General features: G+C 58.7%; 25 protein-coding genes. 9 read left to right on the top strand and 16 right to left on the bottom strand.

Annotation, left to right across the window (positions count from 1 at the left end):
• Positions 1-16: 16 nt before the first annotated feature.
• The 3 genes from J2T60_RS07000 to J2T60_RS06990 all read right to left on the bottom strand — a co-directional run bounded on the left by J2T60_RS07000 (position 17) and on the right by J2T60_RS06990 (position 2597).
• Complete coding sequence (locus J2T60_RS07000; RefSeq protein ID WP_253447315.1) at positions 17-187, bottom strand: hypothetical protein; 171 nt, start codon at positions 185-187, stop codon at positions 17-19.
• A gap of 62 nt (positions 188-249) precedes the next feature.
• Positions 250-1104 carry a universal stress protein gene (locus J2T60_RS06995; RefSeq protein WP_253447312.1) on the bottom strand — a complete coding sequence of 285 codons (855 nt, stop codon included), beginning with the start codon at positions 1102-1104 and terminating at the stop codon, positions 250-252.
• Positions 1105-1106: 2 nt separating this feature from the next.
• Positions 1107-2597 (bottom strand): SulP family inorganic anion transporter, encoded by a 1491-nt coding sequence (locus tag J2T60_RS06990; RefSeq protein ID WP_253447309.1) that lies wholly within the window; start codon positions 2595-2597, stop codon positions 1107-1109.
• A gap of 454 nt (positions 2598-3051) precedes the next feature.
• Here J2T60_RS06990 and J2T60_RS06985 point away from each other — a divergent pair, with 454 nt between their 5' ends.
• Positions 3052-3762 carry a lysophospholipid acyltransferase family protein gene (locus tag J2T60_RS06985; protein ID WP_253447306.1) on the top strand — a complete coding sequence of 237 codons (711 nt, stop codon included), beginning with the start codon at positions 3052-3054 and terminating at the stop codon, positions 3760-3762.
• Between the two features lie 258 nt (positions 3763-4020).
• Here J2T60_RS06985 and J2T60_RS06980 read toward each other — a convergent pair whose 3' ends face one another.
• Positions 4021-5184 carry a hypothetical protein gene (locus tag J2T60_RS06980; protein WP_253447303.1) on the bottom strand — a complete coding sequence of 388 codons (1164 nt, stop codon included), beginning with the start codon at positions 5182-5184 and terminating at the stop codon, positions 4021-4023.
• A gap of 358 nt (positions 5185-5542) precedes the next feature.
• Between J2T60_RS06980 and J2T60_RS06975 the strand changes: the two genes are divergently transcribed.
• The 6 genes from J2T60_RS06975 to J2T60_RS06950 all read left to right on the top strand — a co-directional run bounded on the left by J2T60_RS06975 (position 5543) and on the right by J2T60_RS06950 (position 12052).
• Positions 5543-7990, top strand: a complete 2448-nt coding sequence (locus tag J2T60_RS06975; protein ID WP_253447300.1) for a zinc-dependent metalloprotease — start codon at positions 5543-5545, stop codon at positions 7988-7990.
• A 67-nt stretch (positions 7991-8057) separates the two neighbouring features.
• The gene (locus tag J2T60_RS06970; protein WP_253447297.1) at positions 8058-8588 is read left to right on the top strand and encodes a cytochrome b; all 531 of its coding nucleotides are present in this window, start codon (positions 8058-8060) and stop codon (positions 8586-8588) included.
• Positions 8589-8855: 267 nt separating this feature from the next.
• Positions 8856-10232: a serine hydrolase gene (locus tag J2T60_RS06965; protein ID WP_253447294.1), complete on the top strand. Its 1377-nt coding sequence runs from the start codon at positions 8856-8858 to the stop codon at positions 10230-10232.
• A gap of 36 nt (positions 10233-10268) precedes the next feature.
• Positions 10269-11078, top strand: a complete 810-nt coding sequence (locus J2T60_RS06960; protein WP_253447291.1) for a hypothetical protein — start codon at positions 10269-10271, stop codon at positions 11076-11078.
• 65 nt (positions 11079-11143) lie between these two features.
• Positions 11144-11647, top strand: a complete 504-nt coding sequence (locus tag J2T60_RS06955; RefSeq protein WP_253447288.1) for a c-type cytochrome — start codon at positions 11144-11146, stop codon at positions 11645-11647.
• A gap of 21 nt (positions 11648-11668) precedes the next feature.
• Positions 11669-12052 carry a hypothetical protein gene (locus tag J2T60_RS06950; RefSeq protein ID WP_253447285.1) on the top strand — a complete coding sequence of 128 codons (384 nt, stop codon included), beginning with the start codon at positions 11669-11671 and terminating at the stop codon, positions 12050-12052.
• Between the two features lie 46 nt (positions 12053-12098).
• Here J2T60_RS06950 and J2T60_RS06945 read toward each other — a convergent pair whose 3' ends face one another.
• The gene (locus tag J2T60_RS06945) at positions 12099-13490 is read right to left on the bottom strand and encodes a cyclic di-GMP phosphodiesterase (protein WP_253447282.1); all 1392 of its coding nucleotides are present in this window, start codon (positions 13488-13490) and stop codon (positions 12099-12101) included.
• On the opposite strand from J2T60_RS06945, the gene J2T60_RS06940 reads away from it, so the two are divergent.
• Together J2T60_RS06940 and J2T60_RS13310 are read left to right on the top strand one after the other, a co-directional pair.
• Positions 13469-13846, top strand: coding sequence for a PadR family transcriptional regulator (locus J2T60_RS06940; RefSeq protein WP_253447279.1), 378 nt, complete (start codon positions 13469-13471; stop codon positions 13844-13846). The genes J2T60_RS06945 and J2T60_RS06940 overlap by 22 nt on opposite strands.
• On the top strand, positions 13843-14811 hold the full coding sequence (locus J2T60_RS13310; RefSeq protein WP_301288319.1) for a permease prefix domain 1-containing protein: 969 nt from the start codon (positions 13843-13845) through the stop codon (positions 14809-14811). The genes J2T60_RS06940 and J2T60_RS13310 overlap by 4 nt, the downstream gene beginning before the upstream one ends.
• A 23-nt stretch (positions 14812-14834) precedes the next feature.
• Here J2T60_RS13310 and J2T60_RS06930 read toward each other — a convergent pair whose 3' ends face one another.
• From J2T60_RS06930 to pdxA, 11 genes are all read right to left on the bottom strand, one after another.
• Positions 14835-15656, bottom strand: a complete 822-nt coding sequence (locus J2T60_RS06930) for a cyclase family protein (protein WP_253447276.1) — start codon at positions 15654-15656, stop codon at positions 14835-14837.
• Positions 15653-16672 carry an amidohydrolase family protein gene (locus J2T60_RS06925; protein WP_253447273.1) on the bottom strand — a complete coding sequence of 340 codons (1020 nt, stop codon included), beginning with the start codon at positions 16670-16672 and terminating at the stop codon, positions 15653-15655. The genes J2T60_RS06930 and J2T60_RS06925 overlap by 4 nt, the downstream gene beginning before the upstream one ends.
• A gap of 101 nt (positions 16673-16773) precedes the next feature.
• The gene (locus J2T60_RS06920) at positions 16774-17289 is read right to left on the bottom strand and encodes a 3-hydroxyanthranilate 3,4-dioxygenase (RefSeq protein ID WP_253447270.1); all 516 of its coding nucleotides are present in this window, start codon (positions 17287-17289) and stop codon (positions 16774-16776) included.
• A 137-nt stretch (positions 17290-17426) separates the two neighbouring features.
• The gene (locus J2T60_RS06915; protein ID WP_253447267.1) at positions 17427-17852 is read right to left on the bottom strand and encodes a RidA family protein; all 426 of its coding nucleotides are present in this window, start codon (positions 17850-17852) and stop codon (positions 17427-17429) included.
• 137 nt (positions 17853-17989) lie between these two features.
• Positions 17990-19432 carry an aldehyde dehydrogenase gene (locus tag J2T60_RS06910; protein ID WP_253447264.1) on the bottom strand — a complete coding sequence of 481 codons (1443 nt, stop codon included), beginning with the start codon at positions 19430-19432 and terminating at the stop codon, positions 17990-17992.
• A gap of 103 nt (positions 19433-19535) precedes the next feature.
• Positions 19536-20324: an SDR family oxidoreductase gene (locus tag J2T60_RS06905; RefSeq protein WP_445376051.1), complete on the bottom strand. Its 789-nt coding sequence runs from the start codon at positions 20322-20324 to the stop codon at positions 19536-19538.
• Between the two features lie 47 nt (positions 20325-20371).
• Complete coding sequence (locus tag J2T60_RS06900) at positions 20372-21223, bottom strand: symmetrical bis(5'-nucleosyl)-tetraphosphatase (RefSeq protein ID WP_253447258.1); 852 nt, start codon at positions 21221-21223, stop codon at positions 20372-20374.
• Between the two features lie 20 nt (positions 21224-21243).
• Complete coding sequence (gene apaG, locus J2T60_RS06895; protein ID WP_253447253.1) at positions 21244-21627, bottom strand: Co2+/Mg2+ efflux facilitator ApaG/CorD; 384 nt, start codon at positions 21625-21627, stop codon at positions 21244-21246.
• Between the two features lie 38 nt (positions 21628-21665).
• A complete protein-coding gene (locus J2T60_RS06890) occupies positions 21666-22100 on the bottom strand; it encodes a universal stress protein (RefSeq protein ID WP_253447250.1) in 435 nt (144 codons plus the stop codon).
• A 69-nt stretch (positions 22101-22169) separates the two neighbouring features.
• A complete protein-coding gene (rsmA, locus tag J2T60_RS06885) occupies positions 22170-22952 on the bottom strand; it encodes a 16S rRNA (adenine(1518)-N(6)/adenine(1519)-N(6))-dimethyltransferase RsmA (RefSeq protein ID WP_253447247.1) in 783 nt (260 codons plus the stop codon).
• A complete protein-coding gene (gene pdxA, locus J2T60_RS06880) occupies positions 22949-23965 on the bottom strand; it encodes a 4-hydroxythreonine-4-phosphate dehydrogenase PdxA (protein ID WP_253447244.1) in 1017 nt (338 codons plus the stop codon). Before pdxA ends, rsmA begins: the two co-directional genes overlap by 4 nt.
• Between the last annotated feature and the right edge of the window lie 15 nt (positions 23966-23980).

Here is a 23980-nt window from a genome sequence, read left to right as displayed (position 1 = left end):
CCCTGCACAGCCTGAATCAGGCTACGGCAGACTGGTTATTCCCCCCTAACTTTTCTGACAGCTGCCCCAGCATGAAGGTCTCCCGCTGGATGGACAGGCCCATGGTTTTTTCCCGTCGTGCCATCACTGCCTGGTTGTGGGCCAGGGCTTCACCCACATCTATACTGCCGCCGGAGGCAGCGACCATCGAGGCAGCTCAATTCGGGATGGAGCATTTCAGTAATCAGTGGCATGCGCTGCCTCTCCTAATTATTGCCGCATCAACAGGATCGGTACTGGACTCTTGCGCAGGAGATTTGTCGTCGTACTGCCCACCAGGAACTGGCGAATGCGCGAGTGGCCATAGGCACCCATGATGATCATGTCCAACTCTTCATCAGCCAGATAGCCCAGCATGGTTTCCTCTACTTCACCGGGCTTTAAAGCAGTTATCACACCGGCGTGGCCTTCTTTTTCCAGCTGTTCCCTGGCCTCGTCCAGCAGGCGCTGTTTCTCTTCGCTACTCTCACCCACTATCAGCAAGTGGATGGGGATGCCCTTGAACAGTGGGCTGCGAGAGACGATGTAAAGTACCTTCTTGGCGGTGGGGCTGGCGTCATAGGCCAGCAGTACTTTTTTGGGCGGTATGAAATCGGGTGGGGTGATCAGTATCCGGCAACTCAGGGTGCGGATCACGTTTTCCAGATTGCTGCCGATTCCCTCACCACTGTCATGCGCTTCGCCCTGGCGACCAAGTACCAGCAGGCGGGTATCTTCCTGGAGCTCAGCCAGGGATTCCACGAAGTGACCATGGCGCTGGAGGGTTTCCGGGGAGTCCACGCCCTTTGTTTTGACGCGAGCCACGGCCACCTGTAACTGCCTTTTCCCCGCTTCCAGGGCCAACTTGCTGCGTCGGGCATCCAATTCGGCCAGCTCGTCAAGAAGATGGTCACGAGTGTCCACGCCTAGGTTGCCGCTCAAATCCGTCCGGGTGGGGAAGACCTTTTTATCCAGTACATGCAGCAAGATCAGTTTACGACCAACACGCTGGCTGACCCAGGCGCCGGCATCACAGACCGCTTCGGATGACGGTGAGCCATCGATACAGGCAAAGATATGTTTCATGATCAGTGGCCTCCCATGAGTTTTTCCACTTCCTTGGGATCATCGTGCACCCCAAAGCGATCGACGAGTGTTCTGCTTGCTTCGTTCATGCCCACCACTTCCACTTCTGCGCCATCACGACGCAGTTTGATAATGACTCGGTCCAGGGACTCCACCGCCGTAATGTCCCAGAAATGGGCGGAAGTGAGGTCGATGACTACCTTTTCCACGGCCTCCTTGAAGTCGAAGGATTCCGTGAATTGGGCTGATGAGGCGAAAAATACCTGGCCCACAACTTTGTAGATACGCTGGCTGCCGTCTTCATTCATGGAGCTGCGGACATGCATATAGTGCCCGACCTTGTTGGCAAAGAACATGGCTGCCAGCAATACCCCGACAAAGACCCCGTAGGCCAGATTGTGGGTGGCGACCACCACAACCACGGTGGTGACCATGACAATATTGCTGGACATGGGGTGCTTTTTCAGATGGATGATCGAGCCCCAACTGAAGGTGCCGATGGCGACCATGATCATCACCGCCACCAGAGCGGCCATGGGGATGATGGATAGCCAGTCGCTGAGAAAGACTACAAGTAACAATAGAATAACGGCAGCGAATAGAGAGGACAGCCGGGTCCGACCACCTGATTTGATATTGATAATGGACTGACCAATCATGCCACAGCCGGCCATGCCACCGAAGAAACCGGAGACCGTATTGGCCACGCCCTGACCCTTGCATTCCCGGTTCTTGTCGCTCTTGGTATCGGTTAGATCATCCACAATGGTTGCGGTCATCATGGACTCCAGCAGGCCCACTACTGTCAGCATGATGGCATAGGGCAGGATGATCATCAGGGTTTCCAGGTTCAGGGGAACATCCGGCCAGAGAAAAACGGGCAAGGTATCCGGCAGGTCTCCCATGTCACCGACGGTGCGGATATCCACGCCCCAGTACATAGCTATGGCGGTAATGGCAACAATGCAGATCAATGGTGAGGGCAGAAGTTTCCCGATGTACGGTATATAGGGGAAGAGGTAGATGATGCCGAGGCCAGCCAGTGTCAGGGCATAAACAGGCCAGGTCACATTGGTTAGCTCTGGCAGTTGGGCCATGAAAATCAGGATTGCCAGCGCATTCACAAATCCAGTCACCACCGAGCGGGACACAAATCGCATCAGACTGCCCAGTTTCAGGTACCCGGCCGTAATCTGCATCAGGCCTGTTAAGACCGTGGCTGCCAGCAGGTATTCCAGGCCGTGGTCACGAACAAGAGTCACCATCAACAGGGCCATGGCCCCGGTGGCTGCTGAAATCATGCCGGACCGGCCGCCGGTGAAAGCAATAACGGCGGCGATACAGAATGAGGCATAAAGCCCGACTTTGGGATCTACACCAGCAATGATAGAGAAGGCAATGGCTTCGGGAATCAAGGCCAGGGCAACGACGGTACCGGCGAGGAAATCGCCACGGATATTGGAAAACCAGTTCTGCCTGATGGACTGGATCATTGAACATCTCTTGGGTTCTGAGGTTATAAATCACGGGGCCTGGTGAGGCAGACACACCAGAGGCTGGCCGTTGCATATGGAATTGTTGGACCGTTCGCCCTGTTTGTATGTCGGGCGTAGTGCTTGGGCGGCCCATGAGGTTGATTGGACTGGATTGGCCCTGGGGGTCGAGCTTGGGGCTGAGGGCCAGAACCGTGACCTGGGGCGATCACAAAGGTGAGATTTTCAGGGTCTACACTGGAGGGACTTCCCGCTGAAATAGGGTGGGCGACAAAAGTAAGCCGCGAATTCTATCATATCCGTCGCGAATAGTTCGGGCTATTCGCCTTTCAGAGGCAGGAAAAGCCCACAAATCCACATTCCTCCAGATGTACAATGGGGCCGATACTTAAGCGAGTCTCAGGGCGATGCCTGACGCTTGCCCGGTCTCGGCTTCCATGACGAGGGAGAAATGATGTTCGATGGGCTGCGTTTTGTGCTGTTCCACATCGGGGTGGCGCTGATGACGCCCTTTTTTGCACTGTTGGTGCTGGCCTTGTGGTTCATGCCATATGGCCTGCGGGAGGATGTGGCCCGCCTCTGGTGTTGTTGTGTTTTATTCTGGCTATGGTTGACTTTGGGTATCCGCCACCGGGTCATCGGTCTTGAGAATCTCCCGAAAACACCGGCCGTGATCCTCTCCAACCACCAGTCCGCCTGGGAAACCGTTGCCTTTCGAACGATTTTCCCTCAGCGCCTGTCCTGGGTTATCAAGCGATCCCTGTTCCGGATTCCTTTCTATGGTTGGGCGCTGCGGGCACTGGAGGAAATCGGTATTGACCGCAAGGCCAACCGTCGTGCCTTGAAGATGGTGGAAAAGCAGGGCAAGGCGCATCTGGCTCAGGGCCGCTCTCTTGTCCTCTTCCCCGAAGGCGTTCGTAATCCCGTTGGCGAGCTGGGTCGGTTTGCGGGCGGGGGTGCGCGCCTGGCTTGCGCGGCCGATGCCCCGGTGGTTCCTGTCGCAGTGGATTCCGGGCGTTTCTGGCCGGTCAAAGGCTGGCGCAAGCAGGCTGGCACCATCACGGTCCGTATCGGCCCGCCGGTGGATAGCCGTGGCCGCCATTCGGAAGAAGTGAATCAATTGGCCAGAAACTGGATTGCTCAGGCCATCGATGGTGTTCCCTAAGACTGAATACCTGTATGCCCTGAGGCTTCGCAAAAAGGGGCGGCGGAAGCCGCCCCTAACGAGTAGGAAAGCGGTGTTTCTAGCCCCAGTCGCATTCATCCCAGTCCGACTCATTCCAGCTACATTCCGTGGATGCTTCGGAATCCGGGCCGTCACTACCACCATCGCTGCCGCTGGAACAGCCGCCCAGCAACAGTGTTAGGACGAAAAGTAGGGCCAGCAGCCTTATTCTCGGGCCTTCTGTGCTTGACGGTTTCATTAGCAATCCCCCAAGGCCACGCCATCGTCATCGATTGCACCCCATGTTCCTTGAATATACATGCCGCACCCTTCGCCACCGCTAATGACGCTGTAACTAGCCGTCGTTCTATTGTCCCGGCCGCCAGTGATGGTGGAACGACTCCCATCGGCTTGATTCTCATGGCCACCGGTAACGCTGGAGTAACTCTCATTGGCTTGATTTCTCATACCACTGGTGACGGTGGAATGCGGGCCATTGGCCACGTTTTCCCGACCACCGTTGACTGTGGCGTAAAGGCCGGTTGCCTCGTTGAAATAGCCGGACAGGACGCTGGCCCCACCACCGGTGGCTTTGTTTCGGCGCCCCGTGGCGACGGTGGCGGTATAGCCGCCGGCCCGGTTCTCTTGTCCGCCGGTGACGCTGGCATAGGCTCTGTGCACCGAATTGTTTAAGCCGACGACAAGGCCACCCGTTCTTGAATAGGCAGCCTTGTTGCCGCCAATGATGTTGTGTGAGCCAGAGTTGTGGGTAATAGCCCAGGTATAACCCTCGTTTTCACAGTCGCCCTGGTTGTCATAGTCTCCGTGGGAGCAGAACGGTTGAGCATTGTTGAACTCCCGCGCCTCGGAGAAGCCAACCACCAGGTTGCCGGTACCGTCGGGTGTGCGTTGTTCTTGGCTCTGATTGACGATCTGTAAGTTGGCGCCAGTCAATCGAATGATCGGGCCCTCAACCGCAGTATCGCTTGGCGACACGAAATGGATATCCAAAAAGCTTTCCAGGTCCACCAGGAAGTTTTCGATGGCGAATAGATCGCTGCTTTCGATCTCTGCGAGGCGGTTCTCCTGGTCCGTTGTGTTGGCGGACAGGACTGTTACTTCGTTCCCAACCGTGCTGACGGAGCTCTCCAGGCGGTCGACCTCTTGCTCCAGGGCCTCAACCTTCTCTGTCAGTGTCTCGTTCTCACTGGTGACGGCATCCAGTTCATTTTGGAGGTTCCCGATAGCCTGAGCGAGCGCCTCGAAATTGGCATTCACCTCTTCAGCGCTGGCGGCCTCCCCTGCCTGGAATTCGTTGGGTACGGTGGTAGCGAATGCGGGTGCTGTGAAACCAAGTACGAAGGCAATGGCAAATGGCGCGCACAGCCAGGTCTTTATTCCTGTGTAATCGAATGAAGTCATAAAATGCTTCCTTGCCTTAGAAGTGATTTGTTTGAAGATGAAAGTTTTAGATGGACGGCGACCTTGAGCTGTCCATAGGAGGAAGGCAGGAATTCAGTGATTACTTCGTTCTCTAGTGTCCCCATTTTTTATGCCCCCTCCCATGAAACAATATAACATTATTGTTATTGGGTTAAAAATCCTTAGAAAGGGAGGCCGTGGCTTCTCTGCATGTCATTGGATATTGGAGGAAAAAGGGCGCAGGTATTCTGATGATGTGTCCGGAGGGGTTGTCCTCGATTGCACTGTACGATTCCTTGCTGCAGGATGAGTCGCTCTGCTGTAGGACAATGCCAACTGCCTTGCCAGAGGTGACTTCATGCCTGTTTTCGCTCGTTGTTTTTCTCTTCTTCTAGTATTGATTCTGACTGCTTGTGTTTCTGATGACAGGCTTACTTCCCAAGACCTGCAGTCGGCTGAGTTGGATGAAGGCCTGTTCAATGTCTACACCCTGGATGAGCGGGTGTTGTTCGAAATTCCCGATGAGATGCTGGGGCGCGACATGGCGGTGATGAGCCGTTATGCCAAGGCCCAGGAGGGGCTGGCGGCCCGTGGGGGCGGCGACCGCATGACCGCCAATATGGTGGTGCAGTGGGAGCGGCGGGGTGACCGGGTCTATTTGCGGACCCAGTCCTACAGCAATACGGCGGATGAGGGCACGCCACTGGATCTGGCGGTTCAAAACTCCAATTTCGCTCCGGTGATTGCCAGCTTTCCGGTGGAAATGGACCGTGATGGCAGCACGGTTGTCGATGTGAGTGAACTCTATCTCGACGATCACCCCGCCTTTTCCTTCCCGCGTGAGCGGCGGGCCGATCTCGGCGTCCAGGCCTTTGATGGGGATCGGAGCTGGTTGGAGTTTGCCCGGGCCTTTCCGGAGAATATCGAGATACGGGCGGTGCGCAGCTATGACGCGGAAAATCCGCCCTCCAATGAACGGGGCGGGACGGTCTCTTTCGAGATCAACCATTCCATGATCCTGTTGCCCGAAGAGCCCATGATGCCGCGTCTGGCCGACGAGCGGGTAACCTACATTACAGTGACTCAGACGGACTACTCCCGGGACTTCCAGGGCGTACGCCCCCATCAGTACCTGCGCCGCTACCGCATGGAGCCCAAGGATAGGGAAGCGTTTGAGCGGGGTGAGCTGGTGGAACCCAAAGAGCCCATTGTCTGGTACATCGACCCGGCCACCCCGGAGAAATGGATTCCCTATTTCAAGGCCGGAATCATGGAGTGGGAGGATGCTTTCGAGAAGGCCGGCTTCAAGAATGCGGTGGATGTGAAAGTGGCCCCCACAGAGGAAGAGGATCCTGAATTCAGCCTCCTGGATGCCCGCTATAACGTGATCCGCTATGTGGCCACACCGGTGCGCTCGGCCAATGCCGGTGGCGATGTGGTGGACCCGCGTTCCGGTGAAGTGCTGCGTGGTCACATGAATATGTATCACGGCCTGGAAGAACGGCTGCGCTGGTGGCTGGTTTCCCAGGTGGCCACGGCCAACCCGCGCTTTCGTACCACGGAGCTGTCCGAGGAGGACATGGGCGAGGCTCTGCGGTATGTGGTCTCCCATGAGATGGCCCATGCCATGGGCCTGCCCCATAACCAGCGGGCGAATTTTGTTTATCCCGTGGACAAGCTGCGCTCGCCGGACTTCGTGGAGGAAATGGGGCACTCGGCCTCCTCAGTGGGCCGAACCCGCTACAATTACGTGGCCCAGCCCGGCGATGGGGTGCCACCGGAACGTCGCGTCGGACTCTGGGACAAGTTCGCCATTATGTGGGGCTATCGCCCCATCCCCGAGGCCGAGACCGCCCAAGACGAGTTCGAGACCCTGAACCGCTGGATCGTGGAACGGGCAGACAAGCCCTGGTTCCGTTCCGCCCATCCGCAGTTCGGCATGGATGTGGAATGGGATCCCTACCGCATGACCGAGGGGATTTCCGATGACCCGGTGAAAGCGGCCGAATACGGCATGCGGAATCTGCGTACCGCCACCGAGGAACTGATGGACTGGGTCCTGAGCGAAGGTGATGATTACTACGAACTGGAAACCCATTACCTGCAGAATCTGACCCAGTGGAATCGCTATGCCGAGCACGCTGCGGCCGCCGTGGGCGGTTCCTGGACCCACCACAAGCGTTTTGGTGAAGAAGGCCCGGTCTATACGCCTATCGATGCCGATTACCAGCGCAAGGCCATGGCCTTTATCGACGAGCACGTCCTGCAGACCCCAGAGTGGGCGCTGGACATGGACATGCTGAGACGCCTGGAACATGCCGGCGCGGTGGAACGGATCCGGGCTTACCAGGAGCTGGCCGTGCAACGTTTGCTGAATCATGCCCGTCTGGCCCGAATGATCGAGCACGAGGCCTTTCTGGGGGATGAGACGTATCACCCGGCCGAGATGCTGGATGACGCCCGGGAGATGGTCTGGCGGGAGGTTTATGAGAATCAGGAAATCGATACCTGGCGGCGCAATATGCAGCGAGCCTGGCTGGAACAGGCCCATTATCTGATGCATCAGGCCGAGTCCGAGCACTGGCAGCCGCCGGCCTCCGGCAACCTGCGGGTGAGCAGCAATGACGATCCGCCCCTCAATGCCGACCTGCATATCAGCCAGTCCGATATCCGGCCACTGGTTCGCGAACAGCTACAGCAGCTCGGCGAAAAGATCGACCAGACCCTGGAGGTGGGTGCGGCCGACCGAATGACCCGGATTCATCTGGAGGACAGTCGCCGTCGCATCGATGCGGCCCTGCGTTAAAGATTATGATAATCATGGGCCCATCAACTATGCTGTTATCCGTGTTCTCTTGCTAAGGAGGCGGTCAATGCAGACTTGGGATAATACGGAACGATATGGAACCGTCAGCCGTGTCCTCCATTGGGGGATGGGGCTGGTGATTCTCTGGCAGCTGCTCACGGTGCTGGCTCGAGTATTTTTCGATGACGAGTCCGCCCTGTACGGTTTTTTCTGGGGCACGCATCGGGAGACCGGTTTGCTGATCTTCCTGTTGGTGCTGCTGCGCGGTGTCTGGGCGTTGGCCAATCTCTCCCGTCGCCCACCGTCGGTAAGTTTGCCGGCCAAGCTGGGACATATCACCCTTTACCTGCTCATGATTGTCATCCCCTTCCTGGCTCTGCTCCGGCAGTATGGTTCAGGCCGTGCCTTTGAGCCCTTCGGTATTCCGCTGTTTCCGGGCTTCGAGGGCGATTCAATTGATTGGATGATGGCACCGGCAACCCTGTTCCACAGCTGGGCGGGCTATCTCCTGTTTTCCCTGATCATCGGTCATGCGGCCATGGCCATTTGGCGTCGCCGGGATCCCGAAAAACAGGATGTACTGTCCCGCATGTGGTAACACTGAAGTGGACGGTTCACTTTGCCCGGCTGCGGCGGGCACTGTCCTGAAACCGCTCCGGTGCTTTCTGGCATCGGGGCGGTTTTCGTATGTGTCGCTGTGGCCCGCTCGTCAGCTCGAACAAGGCCAGCCGTTGGGCCATTTCATGTCAAGTTTGGGCTGCTTCGTGCGATAGCATCGGGGCTTTGTCACATCGCGCTGCATTGCTTTAACGACGGCGCTAAGATTGGGGCCTTGTTAGAGTGGGTTGATATCGGGGGAGTGAAAATGAAATCCAGTCTGGGATGGAAGGTATTGTTGATGAGCACATTGTTACTACCCGTTTCGGGCAAGGCCGATTCGGACTTGCAGTCGGTGCTGGAAGAGCGGATTGGTGGCGACCGCTCCGGTGCTTGCCTGGTGGCGGCGCGGGTGTCGGAGACGGTGGAATGGGCCACCGCCTGCGCCGACGATGAAGCCGGGCGGACGCTGGACCTTGAATCCCGCTTTGAAATCGGTTCGGTGAGCAAGGCCATGCAGGGTGTTGTGGTGGCTGCCTTGGCCGAAGAAGGGGCGCTGGCTATTGATGAGCCCGTCGAGGATTTGCTGCCGGACGGGGCCTCGGTGCCTCGTTACGATGATGAGCCTATCCGCATCCGCCACCTGCTGACCCATGAATCGGGTTTGCCCCGCCTGCCCTCCGATATGCTCATGAGTGATCCCCATGATCCCTATGCGGATATGGACGCCGATACCCTCTTGTCCCTGTTGGCGGATACGGAGCTCACGCGGCCACCCGGGGAAGCATTCGAGTATTCCAACTTTGGCGCCATGCTGCTGACCCTGGCCATCACCCACCGCAGTGGCGAGGGTTTCCAGACGCTGCTGGATGAGCATATTTTTTCACCATTGGAAATGGCCGCCACCAGCCTGGATGGCCCGGTGGTGCAAGGCCACGATCAGTTAGGCAATTCGGTCACTCCCTGGGGATTTTCCGACAATCTTGCCGGCGTGGGCGGGGTGCGCGCCAGCCTGGAAGATATGATTCGTTTTACTCAGGCCAATCTCCATGCCCCGGATGGATCTCTCGGAAAGGCCATTCGCACAAGCCATGAGCAGCTTGCCTCGCCCAGTGATCAGGATATGGCCTGGGGATGGTTGTTGTTACCGTTCAACGATCGCAGCATCCTCTTTCACAATGGGGGCACTGCCGGCATGACAGCAGAACTGGCCATTGACCGGGAGCGGGGCGTAGGGGTAGTCGTTCTGGCCGATACCGGGCTTGCCACGCAGGGCGGGCTGACCGATCTGGCACTCCACCTTCTGGATCCGGAGGTCGAGATGCGCACCCCCAGCCCACGCCCAACGGCATCCGAGGATCGGCCGCCCTTGTCCGACTTCGAGGGTGAATACGCCCTTTATGATGACGATGGCCCCTTTATGGATATGGTTTTGCGTCTGTTCGGGGAGGATGGGACCCTCTACTTGCAAGCGTCTACCCCGCAGCAGGAACAGCCGGCTGTGGAGATGGATTATGTAGGCGATGAACGCTTTGTCCGGGAGGATATCGATCTTGAGATTCGATTCCTTCGGAACGAGGAAGGCCGTATTACCGGGTTGGCATTCAGTCAGGGGCCCTATGAGTTGGATGGTCGACCCCAATGATTCCCAACCTGATGTCCCCTTTTTAAGGAGTCGCTCATGAGCGATGAGTCCATTGAGACAGAGCAGGGTAAACCCGATAGAGGGCGATTCTCCTTCTTCAGCCGTTCTGAAATCCCCCTGGCGGTTTATCTTGCCATCTTTTTCACCATGACATTGCTCTGGTTTATCCAGGAAGTGCATGAGGAATTGACCCTGGGGCTGTTTACCGAGTTGCTGGGGGCGGCATTTACACTGTTTATTATCGACACCTTGCTGGTTCGAGCCAAGGACAAGCGCTGGCGGGTGGTTCGAGCGCATGTGGATTATCTGATCCGGCGAAACGTGAACCGCCTAAGGGATGGTGTCACCACCCGTGTATTTCATTTCAATCCCGACCCGGCAGCGGGTGCATCCACCCATGAGCGAGTTGAGCGCGCGCGCAGCGAAAGAGGCCGTTTTCTCGATCGCATGGCCACGTTGGAAGGTGATGATTTGCTGGCTGAGCTACAGGAGAACTCCCTGTTCACGGACAATGCCTATAGCTGGTTCAATGATAAGGCCAATGATCTCTGGGAAATCATTAATATGAAGTACTCCGAGTACATGGACCCCGATCTGGTCTCTGCCTTGATCCAGCTGCATACCCGGCTCAAGGATGTGTGTTCCCATATTCGCCAATACCAGAAAGGTGAGCGTTTTTCGGACAGCCGGGACCATTATAGGCAGGCGGGCCGCCTGGGCGTAGTGGTCAGTCTCAATGAGATCATCCAGGCCTTGAACAGCTTGAAACGGCAGGGCTATTCGGAGTCCGCCAGTCTGGGTGAACAGGTGGGTAGTGACGCTGAGGCCGGGCTGGATGAGGCTTGATTGACGGCAAGAGGTTTTTTTCGACCATGCAGTACCCAAGGCATAGAGTGAAGGGAAACAGTACGTTGCTCAGTATCGTGGTTCTGGCAGTGAGTGTGGTGGCCGGGATTGTGGGTTACGCCCTTTTCATTGCGGATGGAGAGCGGGGTGAACACGCTGTGGAGGAAGGCCTGGAAGGGCATGAGCTCGGTTATACCCTCTACGAAGCCAATTGCATGGCCTGTCATGGTGGGGACGGGCAGGGCCGGGAGGGCGATTTTCCACCACTTGCTGGTCATGTCCCCGAAATGCTGGATCGTGACGGTGGTCGGACTTACCTGATCGACGTTCTCGTGCATGGCGTGGCAGGGGAGACGGTGATCCAGGGTGTGAGCTACAACGGCTTTATGCCGGGTTTTGACCAGCTCTCCGACGAGCAATTGGCTGAGCTTCTTAATTATCTCGCCCATGCCTGGGATAACGAGCAAGCCTTGCCGGAACACCATGAGGCGATTACACCGGCCGAAGTGGAAGAGCGCCGCGAACACGACCCGCATCCACGTGAAGTGGGGGAATCACAGCCCCGATGAAGCCATTGAGGTTCCATGGTCATGGACTTTGCAGTCGATAACTGGCCCCTTACCGCCTTTCGATGGTTGGTTTTCCTGGCCGTGAGCGGATGGCTGTTTTCGGGGCTGCCTGAAGCGGTTTGGTTGGTGGGAGCCTTGCTGTTTTTGGCGATAACCTCCTGGTGGGCGATGGGGAATCAAATCGGCTTTGCCCTGGTCACGATTATGCTCGCCATCCCGAAGGTTGATCTCCACGGTGACGAAATGCTGGAAGGCGCCTACCTCCCGGCCTATGTGCTATTGGCGGCTCTCTATCTCGTGATTCGCTTGGTGGTGATATTCCCGGAGCTGGGTCGAAGCACGCAGGGGCCCGGTACTGGTGGTGGCTTTGGCGGCGATGGTGGTGGCGGTGGTGGTGGGTGCTGAGTGGAGCGAGCGGTCACACCTGCCTTATCGTTGTGTCAGCTAAAGCTCATGCCCAAAGCGCTTCCAGCTTGTCGAAGCCCCACTGCTTGGGATCTTCCCGGCTTTCAATGCGTTCGCTGACGCCTGGGCGTCCCAGATCAATGACGGTGGGGGGGATGTGAGTGCCGGCATTGCTTGAGTAAAAAGCCTTGACCCGAGGTTTTAGCAGGTCTTTTGTGCCCTGGTCCAGTACTACCGCCAAGCGACCGGAGCTGAGCCGAACCAATGAGCCCGTCGGATAAATGCCGATGGTTTTCACGAACGCCTGGAATACCCGCTCATCAAACTGACTTCCCGTCCATCGCGCCATCCGGCTTAGGGCTTCGGCCGGGGCCCAGCCCGGTTTATAGGGACGGTCCGATGTGACCGCGTCATACACGTCGCATACTGCACCCATCCGGGCGAACAGGCTGATGGAGCTCTTATCCAATCCGCGTGGGTAGCCCTGGCCATCCATCTTTTCATGGTGATGACGTACTACGTCCAGCACTATCTCCGATGCCTTTCCGCCTTGCAGAAGTGCCTGGTAGCCCTTTTCCGGGTGGGTTTGGATAATGCGGAATTCTTCCTCGGTCAAGCGGTCGGGCTTGTTGAGAATGTCGTTGGGTACATAGGCTTTGCCCATGTCGTGCATAAGTCCGGCCATGCCCGCCTGTTGGACCTCGCTTTCCTTGAAGCCCATTTGTCGGGCCAGGGCAACCATTAGCGCGCAGACCGCAACCGAATGCATATAGGTGTATTCATCGGAATTCTTGATTCGAACGAGGCCCAGCATGGCAGAGGGCTGGCGCATGATCGAATCAGAGATTTGCTCCACGTAGGGCATCATGTCTTCGGTGTGGACCATTTCCCCCATGCGGGCCTGGGTCAGCATCGTCTTCACGGCTTTGGCCGACTGGCGGCGCAGGCGGCGGGCTTCTTCCAGCTCATCCTCAAAGGCAACGCGGCGAGGGCGTTGCCGGGATCTCTTGGCGGTTGGTTTGGCTGCCTCGCTTGGCGTTTGTTCACTGCCGCCGTCGTTGGCGGCCTCGGCGACCTGGCCACGGCTGGTGTCAATGGTGACTTGCTGAATCCCGGCTTCGCGAATCTGGCGAATTTGCTCCTCGCTTTCGATCAGGAAGCTGTTCCGCCAAAAGGGGTGCTTGAGCCAGGATTCACCCAGCTGCTGCAAATACATCCCGGGGCGCAGCTCGCGGACGGGTATGGTTTTTATCATGGTGATTCGTCGGCAGCTCGGCGAGAAATAAGAATGCACTACCTTAGAGGTATCAGGGGCTTGCAAACAGATGGCGCCAGACTGCCGGTTCCCGCGCCCGGACGGGCGGTATCCCATAATTAACCTTGTGATAATAAGCTTTGCAATGTAAAGTATATTCCATGATGAAAAAACAAAACGCATCGGATGGACAGATTCTCAAGGGCTTGCTGGACACCCTGGTCCTGGACGTCCTTAGTAATGAGCCCGACTACGGCTTTGGAATCCGCCAGCAGTTGCAGCTGCGATTGGGGGAAGATGCTGGCCTGGTCAAGGAGGCCACGCTTTATCCCCTGCTTCACCGCCTGGAGGCCCGCGGACTGTTGGATTCCTATCGGGAACCCGGCAGTCGGGGCAGTCCACGCAAGTACTATCGTTTGACGACCGATGGTGAGGCCTTTCTGGCAGGGCGTATTGTCGAATGGCGACGGATCGCCGCCCTGCTTGAACGGACCGTACTGCGGTCTGGGTCAGAGCCGTCAAGGGAGGATGAAAAATGAATTGGTTCAGTGTGTTGCGATTGCCCAGTCCCCGCTTCCCCAATGACCTAGCAACCGGGGATGCCGTTATGGATTCCTACCTGGAAGAGTTGGACGGATATTGCTTGGGTAGTGCCTCCGTACGCCGCCTGTACCTGAGCGAAATCCGGGACAATTTGCTGGAGGCTCGAGACCAGGCCGTGGCGGAGGGCCTTTCCCGGGAGGTCGCGGCAAAACGTGTGGTGGCGGATTTCGGCCCGGCCAAGGAGCTGGCCCGGGTTCAGCGCCAGGGCCGTTGGCGGGATTTCCGCCGTGGCGGTCTCATCATGGGGCTGGCCTTTGCGGTGCTGATGCTGATCTTCCACCTGCTGTCCGGTTCCCTGGCCACCATGGGCCCTGTGTTGCTGGCTGGCATGTTTGTTTTCCATGGTCTGTTTTTCGGCCTGTTGATGGGGCTGTGGTATTCCTTCATGTTCGCCCCCACTGATCCGAGACCGTCGTTTGAGGACGGTGATTCTGAATCCGGCTTTCTGGTTTACTCGCCGCGGAGCAGTCGTTGGCTGGCGGTTCTAATGATGGTGGTGATGACAGGCATGGCGGTTGCCACCGTGGCCGGCACCCTGGGCCTGGGCTTTATGGCCAATGCAGGGGTGGTTGGTAATGCTTTCCTGACCCTTATTGCTCTGCATGTGGTGCTGAGCATGCGGGTGGCTTTCATCCGCATCCAGGCGGACCAAGAACAGCTGCATTTCCGAGGACTGGGTACCGAGTGCCATATTCCGCTGAATGCGATCACGGGCTTTCGCCCGGCCAAGTGGTGGGAGCGGGTTCTGACGCCCATTGCGGGGGCGAATTACCGCTTGTACTGGCGCGGTAAGGATGGAGAGCGGGCCACGTGGCTGGGACTGAATGGTGAAATGACGAATGCTGATCGCCTCCGAGTCTTGCTCGACACGTCCGGGAGTGAGCGTAAAGCGGCGGACTGACGAGTCTGGTAGGAATGTGGACTTTAGGCGGTTGGATACAGAAGGGGACGGCTGGGGACGGCATCGGTGGTGAAGCTCGGAAACTGGAGATCCAGCAGGTATAGCCCATCGCTAACTGAGTCCGGGGCGAAGATCATCTCGGTGATGCTGGCGTAGGGCCGCGTGGATTCCATGAGCTTGCGAGAGAGCGGGGGAAGGCCCCAGAAGATGCGATGGGCAAGCAGCTCACCGTCATCATCGGCTCGGTCCACGGAGGGCATGTCCACGAGTAGATGGTCGACGCCCTGGTCCACCAACCATTTTGCTGCCTCCCGACTGAGCCAGGCGGGGGCGGGATCATCCATCCAGTCACGGCTTTGTTTGCCGGGATCATTGGGCAGGGTGCGAATCACCAGGCCTTGGGGGGGTGTTGCCGGGGTCAGGGTCTCCCAGGCGCTTTGCAGGGCGGTACGCGTGATGACCGCGTCCCCTCCCTTGGCCTTGGCCGGGCCGGTTTCTTCGCTGCTATCCAGGCGCGCGGGGTGAATGCTCACAAGCAGTGCGGGGCAGAGCACCGTGCCAACTTGTTGCGCGACGGTGGCCCGGTCTTCGGTGATATGGCCCACGCATTCGCTATGGGTGCCGTTGCAATGAGGTGTAATCTCCAACACTTCGCAATTGCAGGTGCCGCCGGCGCGGGTGTCGCCGGTAAAGCCGCCGGATTCCAAGGCCTTTCGACGGGCCGGGGGGGCGCCAAAGAAACCGGGCTGCGGGCCTTCGAAATCCAGGGGAATCGCCAGGCTCACGGCCCGGGCCGGGTTCATGTCGAAGCGAGCGCCTTGCCAGTCGAGAACGGGGGTACTCACAAGAAGCGGTCCTTGTCCAGGTTCAGCCATTCCAGTGCTGTGCCGTGCAGCAGGCGATCCCGGGTCTCCAGGGGGAAGCCCATGGAATCGATCAGCTTGCCTGGTTCCAGCTCACCCAGGGGGAAGGGATAGTCCGTGCCCAGGGCGATCTTTTTCGGCCCCACCATGTCCAGCATCAATTGCAGGACTTTGGGATCATGTACCAGGGAGTCGAAGTACAGCCGCTCCAGATAATCCCTGGGATTAACCTCATTGTCCACGGCGCAGAGATCCGGGCGGACATTAAAGCCATGCTCGATACGGCCAATGGAAGGGAGGAAGGAGCCGCCCCCATGGGCAAACGCTACCCGCAGCTTGGGAAAGCGTTCAAAGACCCCGCCAAAGATCATGGAGCAAATGGCCCGGGTAGTTTCCGCCGGCATGCCTACCAGCCAGGGCAGCCAGTATTGCTTCATGGTGTCCGAACCCATCATGTCCCAGGGATGGACGAAGACGGCCGCACCCAATTCCTCACAGGCCGCCCAGATTTCATCCAGGGCCGGTTCATTGAGGTTCCAGTCATTGATATGGGAGCCGATCTGGATACCTGCCAGACCCAGCTCCTTCATGCAGCGTTCCAGTTCCTTCACCGCCAGATCCGGTGACTGCATGGGTATCGTGCCCAGGCCGATGAAACGCTTGGGCTGCTCGGCCACTACACCGGCAATGTGGTCATTGAGCAGTCGGGACAGATCCAGGGTGTGTTCCGGTTTGGCCCAGTAGCTGAACATGACCGGCACGGTGGAAAGCACCTGAACATCCACCTCATGCTCGGCACAATCATGGAGGCGTGCATCCGGGTCCCAGCAATTGGCCCCGATCTTCCGGAACTTCTCCCCATCCTTGACCATCTGCTTGCAGCCGGGCCCACAGTTCTCCAACTGGATAAAACCGCCATAGCCATAGCGTTCTTTTAGATTGGGCCAATCCGGAGGAAGGATGTGGGTGTGGATGTCGATCTTCAGGCTTTTTGTCATTGTCCGGGCTCTTTACCTTTCTTCTGCGTAGGAGCGAATTCATTCGCGACTGAATCTCGGATTCTTCGCGGATAAATCCGCTCCTACGGCGGTTTCGCTCTTCAGGGTTTTTCCGGCATCACGGCGCCGCAGTTATCGCAGGTGCGGTTCTCTTCACTTTTGAAGAAATGATCGAACACCGGTGGGAACTGGGTCTCGATGTTTTCCAAATGGAAGTATTCTTCATAGAGCTTGTGGTTGCAGTTATCGCAGAACCACATGAGTCCGTCCTGCTCATCCGGGCGCCGTTCCCGCTCAATCACCAGACCGATGCTGTTTTCGAAGCGCTGGGGGGAGTGGGGAACCTTGGGCGGCAGCAGAAAAATCTCCCCTTCCCGGATGGGGATGTCACGGACCTTGCCGTCTTCCTGAATCTTCAGCACCATCTCGCCCTCGAGCTGGTAGAAGAACTCCTCCCCTTCATCGTAGTGGTAGTCCTTGCGGGTGTTTGGCCCGCCCACCACCATGACGATGAATTCGGAATCCTTGAAGACCCGCTTGTTGGCCACCGGCGGCTTGAGCTCGTCCCGGTGTTCGTCAATCCATTTCTGGAAGTTGAAGGCGCTGGGTAAGGGCATTGTCAGCCTCCTGGGGGTATCCCCGGATGTGATTAGCGGCACCGTAGGAGCGAATTCATTCGCGATTGACCTCGGTCTGCTCGGTTGTCGGGTTCCGGCTCCAATCGCGGATAAATCCGCTCCTACGGTTGGCCTGTTTACTCAATTGTAGCAATGCATTTCAGCTCGATGGCAATGGGGGTGGGCAGGCGGTTGATCTCCACCGTGGTCCGGGCCGGTTGGTTGTCGGCGAAATACTCGGCATAGACCTTGTTGTAGGCCTTGAAGTCGTCGGGGATGTTGGTCAGAAAGACCGTCACATCCACCAGCTTTTCCCAGCTGGAGCCGGCTTCTTCCAGGATGTGGCGGACATTCTGGAAGACCGAATGGCACTGGGCCTCGATGTCGTAATCCACGACATTGCCGGCATCGTCCAGGGTCACCCCCGGGATTTCCTTGCTGGTGGCCGAGCGGGGCCCCACGCCAGAAAGAAACAGCAGATTGCCCACCCGCCGGGCATGGGGGTAAAGGCCCACCGGTTTGGGTGCCTTGCCGCTGTTGACGATGCTGTCTTGGTCGCTCATTGCTTGCTCCTGTTTTTATCGCCCCCTTGCCGTAGGAGCGAATTCATTCGCGATTGACCTCGGTCTGCTCGGTTGTCGGGTTCCGGCTCAAATCGCGAATAAATTCGCCCCTACGGGGGTGCTCGCGGGATTGTTTGTTATTCATCAAACGCCACGGTCACATTCTTGGCCTCGGTGAAAAAGCGCATGGCTTCCATGCCGCCTTCCCGGCCGACGCCGGATTGTTTCATGCCGCCCATGGGGACCCTGAGATCCCGGCGCATCCAGCAGTTGATCCAGACCAGGCCGGATTCGATATTCCGGGCCAGTCGGTGGGCGCGGTGGATGTCCTGGGTCCAGATGCTGGAAGCCAGGCCGTAGTCCACGCCATTGGCGATGGCCAGGGCTTCCTGCTCGTCCTCGAAGGGCATCAGCGTCACCACTGGGCCGAAGATTTCCTGCTGGTTGGTCTTGCAGTGAGCATCCAGCCCTTCGATCACGGTAGGCTGGATGAACCAGCCGTCCTGGCAGCGGCCTGGTACCTTGATCGCCTCGCCGCCGGTGAGGATGTGGGCCCCTTCCTCACGGGCGGTATCGATGCAGCCAAGCACCTTGTCGTAGTGGGCTTTTGAGACCACTGCGCCCTGACGGGTCTCGGGGTCCGACGGATCGGCCGGGGTCAGTGTCTTTGCCCGTTCCACGAAGACATCCCGGAAATCGTCATAAATGCTTTTTTGGATCAGCAGTCGGGAGCCGCAGAGGCAGATCTGGCCCTGGTTGGCGAAGCTGGCCCGCAGGGTCTCATCCAGGGTCTTTTCCCAGTCGCAGTCGTCGAACACCAGGGTAGGGTTCTTACCGCCCAGCTCCAGGGAGAGTTTCTTGAACTGGGGGGCGGCCACGCGGGCGATTTCGCGGCCGGTGGCGGTGCCCCCGGTGAATGAGATGGCCTTGACCGCGGGATGCTCGATCAACTTCGCACCGATGCCTGGGCCCCGGCCATGCAGGATGTTGAGCACGCCCGCCGGCAGGCCGGCCTCGATGCAAAGCATGGAGAACAGCCAGGCCGTTTTGGGCGTAACTTCGGAAGGCTTGCCGATGACGCAGTTGCCGGCCGCCAGAGCAGGGGCAATCTTCCAGGTAAAAAGATACAGGGGTAGATTCCAGGGCGAGATACAGGCCACCACACCGTGGGGTTCGCGCAGGGTCCAGTTGATGGCCCCGTCTTCCATGAGATGGGATTCACTGGCGAACTGGCTGGCCGCTCCGGCGAAAAAGCGCAGATTGGCCGCTGCCCTTGGGATGTCCACACTGCGGGCCAATGTGATGGGCTTGCCCGTGTCTTCGGATTCGGCCCGGGCCAGGGCGTCCAGGTCCCGCTCGATCAGATCGGCCAGGCGGTTCAGCCAGCGGGCCCGTTCCGCCCCCGGTGTGCGGCGCCAAGTGGGGAAGGCGGCTTTGGCGGCTGCAACGGCCGCATCCAGTTCAGCACTGCCAGCGTCCGCAATCTGCCCGGAGCGCTGACCGCTTGCCGGCTCGACATTATCCAGCCAGTTATCCGAGCCTTTCAGCTCACCGCCAATGTAATGCTCGATCTGGTCCATGTTTCGCCTCTTGGATGGATGCCCGCCGTAGGAGCGGCTTTAGCCGCGATTTGGGTTCGCAGCAGGCAGGATCGCGGATAAATCCGCTCCTACGATCTTTGTATTAAATGCCCTTGGTGCGGCCGCCGTCCACCGGGATGCTCACACCGGTGATGTAGCTGGCGGCCGGGGAGGCCAGAAAGGCGATGGCGGCCGCGGTTTCCTCGGGCCGGCCAAAGCGGCCCATGGGTACCTGGGCCAAGGCGCCTTGTTCCACTTCGTCGAAGGATTTGCCGGTTTTCTCGGCCTTGCCTTCAAACAGGCTTTTCAGGCGTCCGGTCTGGGTGAAGCCGGGCAGGATGTTGTTCACCGTGATGCCATCGGGGGCCAGCTCGGTGGCAATGGTCTTGGCCCAACTGGCTACGGCGCCCCGTACAGTATTGGAGACACCTAATCCGGGAATGGGTTCTTTCACCGAGGTGGAGATGATATTGATAATCCGCCCATAGCCATCTTCCCGCATGCCCGGCAGCAGGGCCTGGACCAGAATCTGGTTACAGATCAGGTGGCGCTGGAAGGCATTGTTGAATTCATCTTTCATGGCCGTATGGGCTGGCCCGCCGCCCGGACCGCCGGAATTGTTGATCAGGATGTGAAAACGCCGGCCTTCTTCAACCCGGGCCTTGACCAGAGTCTCCAAGGCTTCCGGGCGGTCAAAGTCGGAAGTGAACCAGCCATGGTCTTGATCGGCGGGACGGGGCAGGGCCTTATGGACTTTCTTAAGGGTGGCTTCGCTGCGGGCTGTGAGGGTTACCGTGGCCCCCAGTTCAGCCAGGGCCATGGCGGCGGCCTGGCCAATCCCCTGGCTGCTGCCACAGACCAGGGCATGCTTGCCTTTGAGGTTCATATCCATCATCCAGCTCCCTTGCTCATGCATGAAATTTCTGGGCGAATTGCCGCTCAGGCCTCGCCAGGCGTCAGTTGTCCGCTGCAGTCAATGCTGGCCCAGCCGCCGTCTTCATCCAGGCGGAAGGCGGTGAGCTTGCCGCCCCAGACACAGCCGGTATCCAGAGGGTAAACATTGTAGCGGCTGTAATTCAGGCCCTTGGCCTGGCCGGCGGTGGACCAGTGTCCAAAAAGAATATGGTGATCAGCCGTGGCTCGACCGGGAGCTGCGTACCAGGGATACAAGCCGTCGGCTTGTTCGCCCGGGGCGCATTTGGTTTTCAGGTCCAGACGTCCATGGGCGTCCACAAAGCGCATCCGGGTAAAACAGTTGATCTGGAAACGATGACGGTCCATGCCACTGAGGCTCGGATCCCAGTAGTCCGGTTCATTGCCATACATCACAGCCAGAAAATCCCGGTAATGCTCGCCCTGCATGACCTGTTCCAGTTCCCGGGCCTGGGCCTCGGCCTGTTGCATGTTCCATTGAGGGGGCAGGCCGGCATGGACCATGGCGTAGCCCAGCTCTGGATCGTGGTGGAGGAAGGGGCGGTGACGCAGCCAGTCCAGCAACTCGCCGGCGTCTGGTGCCGACAGAATCTCGGCCAGAGTGTCCTTGGATTTCAGATTGGGTTGATCCTGATGGGCAATGGCCAGCAGGTGCATATCGTGATTGCCAAGAACGGTAATGGCTTGTTTACCAAGTTTGCGCACAAATCGCAGCGCTTCCAGTGAGGCGGGGCCCCGGTTGACAATGTCACCGGCGAACCAGACCCGGTCTTCGGCCGGGTCGAAGTTGATCCGGTCCAGAAGGCGAGCCAGGTCGGAATGACAGCCCTGTATGTCACCAATGGCAAATATTGCCATGACGGTTCCTCTAATGGATTTCAGTTGACCACGCCCGGCACGGCCAGGCGGAAGGGGGGGATGATGGCATCAAAGGTGTCGCCATCATCACTTTCCATCAGATAACTACCTTCCATGGAACCCACCGGCGTTTCCAGGATAGTGCCGCTGGTGTATTCGTAATTCTGGCCTGGCTGTAGATAGGGGTATTCACCCACCACACCGTCGCCGCGCACCTCCTGAACCTTGCCATTGGAATCGGTAATCAGCCAGTGGCGCTTGAGCAGTTTGGCTGCCACTTCACCTTGGTTGTGAATGGTGACAGTGTAGGCAAACACATAGCGGGCCTTGCCGGGGTTGGATTGGCCCTGGAGAAAACGGGTGTCCACTTCGACGCGGATATCGTGGATGTTGCTGTTGCTCATGAACGTCCTGTGCAGGCTCTGAAGAAGAGCCGGGCATTCTACCGAAGTCGCACGGCCAGCACATCACAGGGAGCATTGTGGACCACGGACCGTTCCGTGCTGCCCATGAGAAGGGCCAGGCCGTGGCGTTCCCGGCTGCCCAGCACGATCAGATCCGCCTCGATCTCCCCCGCGATACGCTTGATCTCCGCCTTGGTCTGGCCGATTTCCACCAGTGATTGCCGGGGGTGGGCGCCTGCGCGCTGGACCAACTCCGAGAGTTTCTCCCGAGCACTGGCCAAGAGTTCTTCTTCCATATCCACCGGCGGCGGCAGCAGGGCTTCGCCAGCCGGGTCCACGGGCACATATTCCACCACGTGCAACAGGGAAATCGCCGACCCGGCCGTATCTGCCAGGGCCATGGCCCTGGAGAGGACTTGATCGCTCTCCTCGGTGAGGTCGGTGGCAACCAGAATATGCTGGTAAAGGCTCATTTTTTCCCCCGGATCATGAAGCTGGTCCTCAGTATAGGGGAATGGCGAGGCCGCTGGATACGTGGTGGCCTAAGCGTGTGACAAAGCCGCCTCAGCCAGTCGGGCGAAGGCCTGGGGCGGCAGGGTTTCCGGGCGAGCCGAGGGGTCCACGCCCACGGAGGTCATGGTTTCCGGGCTCACATGGCCCTTGAGCCCGTTGCGCAGGGTCTTGCGGCGCTTGGAGAAGGCCAGGCGGACAATATCGGCCAGGGCCGTCTCTGCCTCAGGCACACACAGCGGTTGTTCACGGGGAACCAGCCGCACGATGCTGGAGTACACCCGGGGCCGGGGTTGGAAGGCGCCGGGCGGCACGTCGAAGCGGTGTTCGGCATGACAGTAAAGGGAGGTCATAATGCCCAGGCGACCGTAATCCGCGCCCCCGGGCTCGGCCACCATGCGATCCACTACTTCCTTCTGCAGCATGAAGTGCATGTCCACGATCTGATGTTTCTGGGCGAAGAGATGGAACATCAAAGGCGTGGAAATGTTGTAGGGCAGATTACCTACCACCCGGAATGGCCCTTCGCCGATCTCGCTCAGGCGAAATTTCAGGGCGTCCACGGAATGAATACGCAATGTCCCGGCTTGTCGGCATCGCTCTCGAAGGTGCTCGATTACATCCCGGTCGATTTCGATGGCATCCAGCTCACCATGGGCCTGGAGCAAGGGCAGGGTCAGTGCTCCCAGCCCGGGGCCGATTTCCACCAGTCGATCTTCGGGCCTGGGCCTGATATCGCTGACGATTCGCTGAATGACCCGCGGATCGTGGAGGAAGTGCTGCCCGAAACGTTTTCGGGCCCGGTGTTCAGTCATGATGCACTCGCCTGTGCCGCGGTTGAACGGGTGGCCAGCTGCCAGGCAAGTGCCACGGCTTCCCGCAAGCTGCCGGAATCGGCCCGGCCGCTGCCGGCCAGGTCCAGGGCGGTGCCGTGGTCCACCGATGTCCGAATCATGGGGAGACCCAGGGTGATATTCACTGCGCGTCCAAAGCCTTTGTGCTTGAGCACCGGCAAACCCTGGTCGTGATACATGGCCAATACCGCATCGGCCTCAAGCAACTTGTCCGGGTTGAACAGGGTATCGGCCGGCAGGGGCCCGACCAGATGGATCCCTTCTTCCCGCAGGGATCCCAGGGTCGGTTCGATAACCTCGATTTCTTCTTGGCCCAGATGGCCGTCTTCTCCCGCATGGGGATTGAGACCGCAGACCAAGATGCGCGGGCGGTTAATACCGAAATCCTTTCTCAGGCCCCCATCCAGTACCCGGATTACCCGTTTGAGTCGATCCGGGGTAATGGCGTCGGCAACCGCCCTCAGGGGTAGATGGGTGGTGACCAGGGCTACGCGCAAGCCGGGACAGGCCAGCATCATCACCGGCTGACCAGCTTTGCAGCGCTCGGCCAGGAATTCCGTGTGACCGGAGAAAGGAATGCCGGCCTGGTTGATATTGCCCTTGTGAACCGGGGCGGTCACCAGTGCCGAAAAGCGGCCATCCAGGCAGCCATCCACCCCGGCTTCCAGCAGGTGCATGACATGCGGGCCGTTTTGGGGATCGAGCCGGCCGGGTGTGACCGGTTGCGCTGTGGGAATGGGCAATACGGACAGCTCCCCGGCGCGGTCAGCGGTGCTTCCACCGGACCAGGGGCGCAGTGCGATTTCCAGCCCCAAGGCATTGGCCCGCTGTGCCAGGCAGTCGATATCGCCCAGAATCACCAGCGGGTAAGGTCGCGACTGCCGGCCCAGCTCCAGCACCAGATCCGGTCCGATACCGGCTGGCTCCCCGCAACTTAGGACCAGCGGCGCCGCTTGATGGATGTCAGAAGCCATGAGATGCCGGGGTCA

This window comes from Natronospira proteinivora (assembly GCF_024170465.1).
GTDB lineage: Bacteria > Pseudomonadota > Gammaproteobacteria > Natronospirales > Natronospiraceae > Natronospira > Natronospira proteinivora.
The sequence above is the reverse complement of the archived record's forward strand: the minus strand, read 5'-3'. Positions and strand labels throughout refer to the sequence as shown.

Coding starts and splice junctions, on each gene's coding strand:
- J2T60_RS06940 (WP_253447279.1), top strand. CDS start 13,469: ATGATGAAAAAACAAAACGCATCGGATGGACAGATTCTCAAGGGCTTG.
- J2T60_RS06905 (WP_445376051.1), bottom strand. CDS start 20,324: ATGGATATGAACCTCAAAGGCAAGCATGCCCTGGTCTGTGGCAGCAGC.
- J2T60_RS06920 (WP_253447270.1), bottom strand. CDS start 17,289: ATGCCCTTACCCAGCGCCTTCAACTTCCAGAAATGGATTGACGAACAC.
- J2T60_RS06975 (WP_253447300.1), top strand. CDS start 5,543: ATGCCTGTTTTCGCTCGTTGTTTTTCTCTTCTTCTAGTATTGATTCTG.
- J2T60_RS06925 (WP_253447273.1), bottom strand. CDS start 16,672: ATGACAAAAAGCCTGAAGATCGACATCCACACCCACATCCTTCCTCCG.
- J2T60_RS06900 (WP_253447258.1), bottom strand. CDS start 21,223: ATGGCAATATTTGCCATTGGTGACATACAGGGCTGTCATTCCGACCTG.
- J2T60_RS06915 (WP_253447267.1), bottom strand. CDS start 17,852: ATGAGCGACCAAGACAGCATCGTCAACAGCGGCAAGGCACCCAAACCG.
- J2T60_RS06980 (WP_253447303.1), bottom strand. CDS start 5,184: ATGACTTCATTCGATTACACAGGAATAAAGACCTGGCTGTGCGCGCCA.
- apaG (WP_253447253.1), bottom strand. CDS start 21,627: ATGAGCAACAGCAACATCCACGATATCCGCGTCGAAGTGGACACCCGT.
- rsmA (WP_253447247.1), bottom strand. CDS start 22,952: ATGACTGAACACCGGGCCCGAAAACGTTTCGGGCAGCACTTCCTCCAC.
- J2T60_RS06990 (WP_253447309.1), bottom strand. CDS start 2,597: ATGATCCAGTCCATCAGGCAGAACTGGTTTTCCAATATCCGTGGCGAT.
- J2T60_RS06910 (WP_253447264.1), bottom strand. CDS start 19,432: ATGGACCAGATCGAGCATTACATTGGCGGTGAGCTGAAAGGCTCGGAT.
- J2T60_RS06950 (WP_253447285.1), top strand. CDS start 11,669: ATGGACTTTGCAGTCGATAACTGGCCCCTTACCGCCTTTCGATGGTTG.
- pdxA (WP_253447244.1), bottom strand. CDS start 23,965: ATGGCTTCTGACATCCATCAAGCGGCGCCGCTGGTCCTAAGTTGCGGG.
- J2T60_RS06995 (WP_253447312.1), bottom strand. CDS start 1,104: ATGAAACATATCTTTGCCTGTATCGATGGCTCACCGTCATCCGAAGCG.
- J2T60_RS06890 (WP_253447250.1), bottom strand. CDS start 22,100: ATGAGCCTTTACCAGCATATTCTGGTTGCCACCGACCTCACCGAGGAG.
- J2T60_RS06970 (WP_253447297.1), top strand. CDS start 8,058: ATGCAGACTTGGGATAATACGGAACGATATGGAACCGTCAGCCGTGTC.
- J2T60_RS13310 (WP_301288319.1), top strand. CDS start 13,843: ATGAATTGGTTCAGTGTGTTGCGATTGCCCAGTCCCCGCTTCCCCAAT.
- J2T60_RS06960 (WP_253447291.1), top strand. CDS start 10,269: ATGAGCGATGAGTCCATTGAGACAGAGCAGGGTAAACCCGATAGAGGG.
- J2T60_RS06965 (WP_253447294.1), top strand. CDS start 8,856: ATGAAATCCAGTCTGGGATGGAAGGTATTGTTGATGAGCACATTGTTA.
- J2T60_RS06985 (WP_253447306.1), top strand. CDS start 3,052: ATGTTCGATGGGCTGCGTTTTGTGCTGTTCCACATCGGGGTGGCGCTG.
- J2T60_RS06945 (WP_253447282.1), bottom strand. CDS start 13,490: ATGCGTTTTGTTTTTTCATCATGGAATATACTTTACATTGCAAAGCTT.
- J2T60_RS07000 (WP_253447315.1), bottom strand. CDS start 187: ATGGTCGCTGCCTCCGGCGGCAGTATAGATGTGGGTGAAGCCCTGGCC.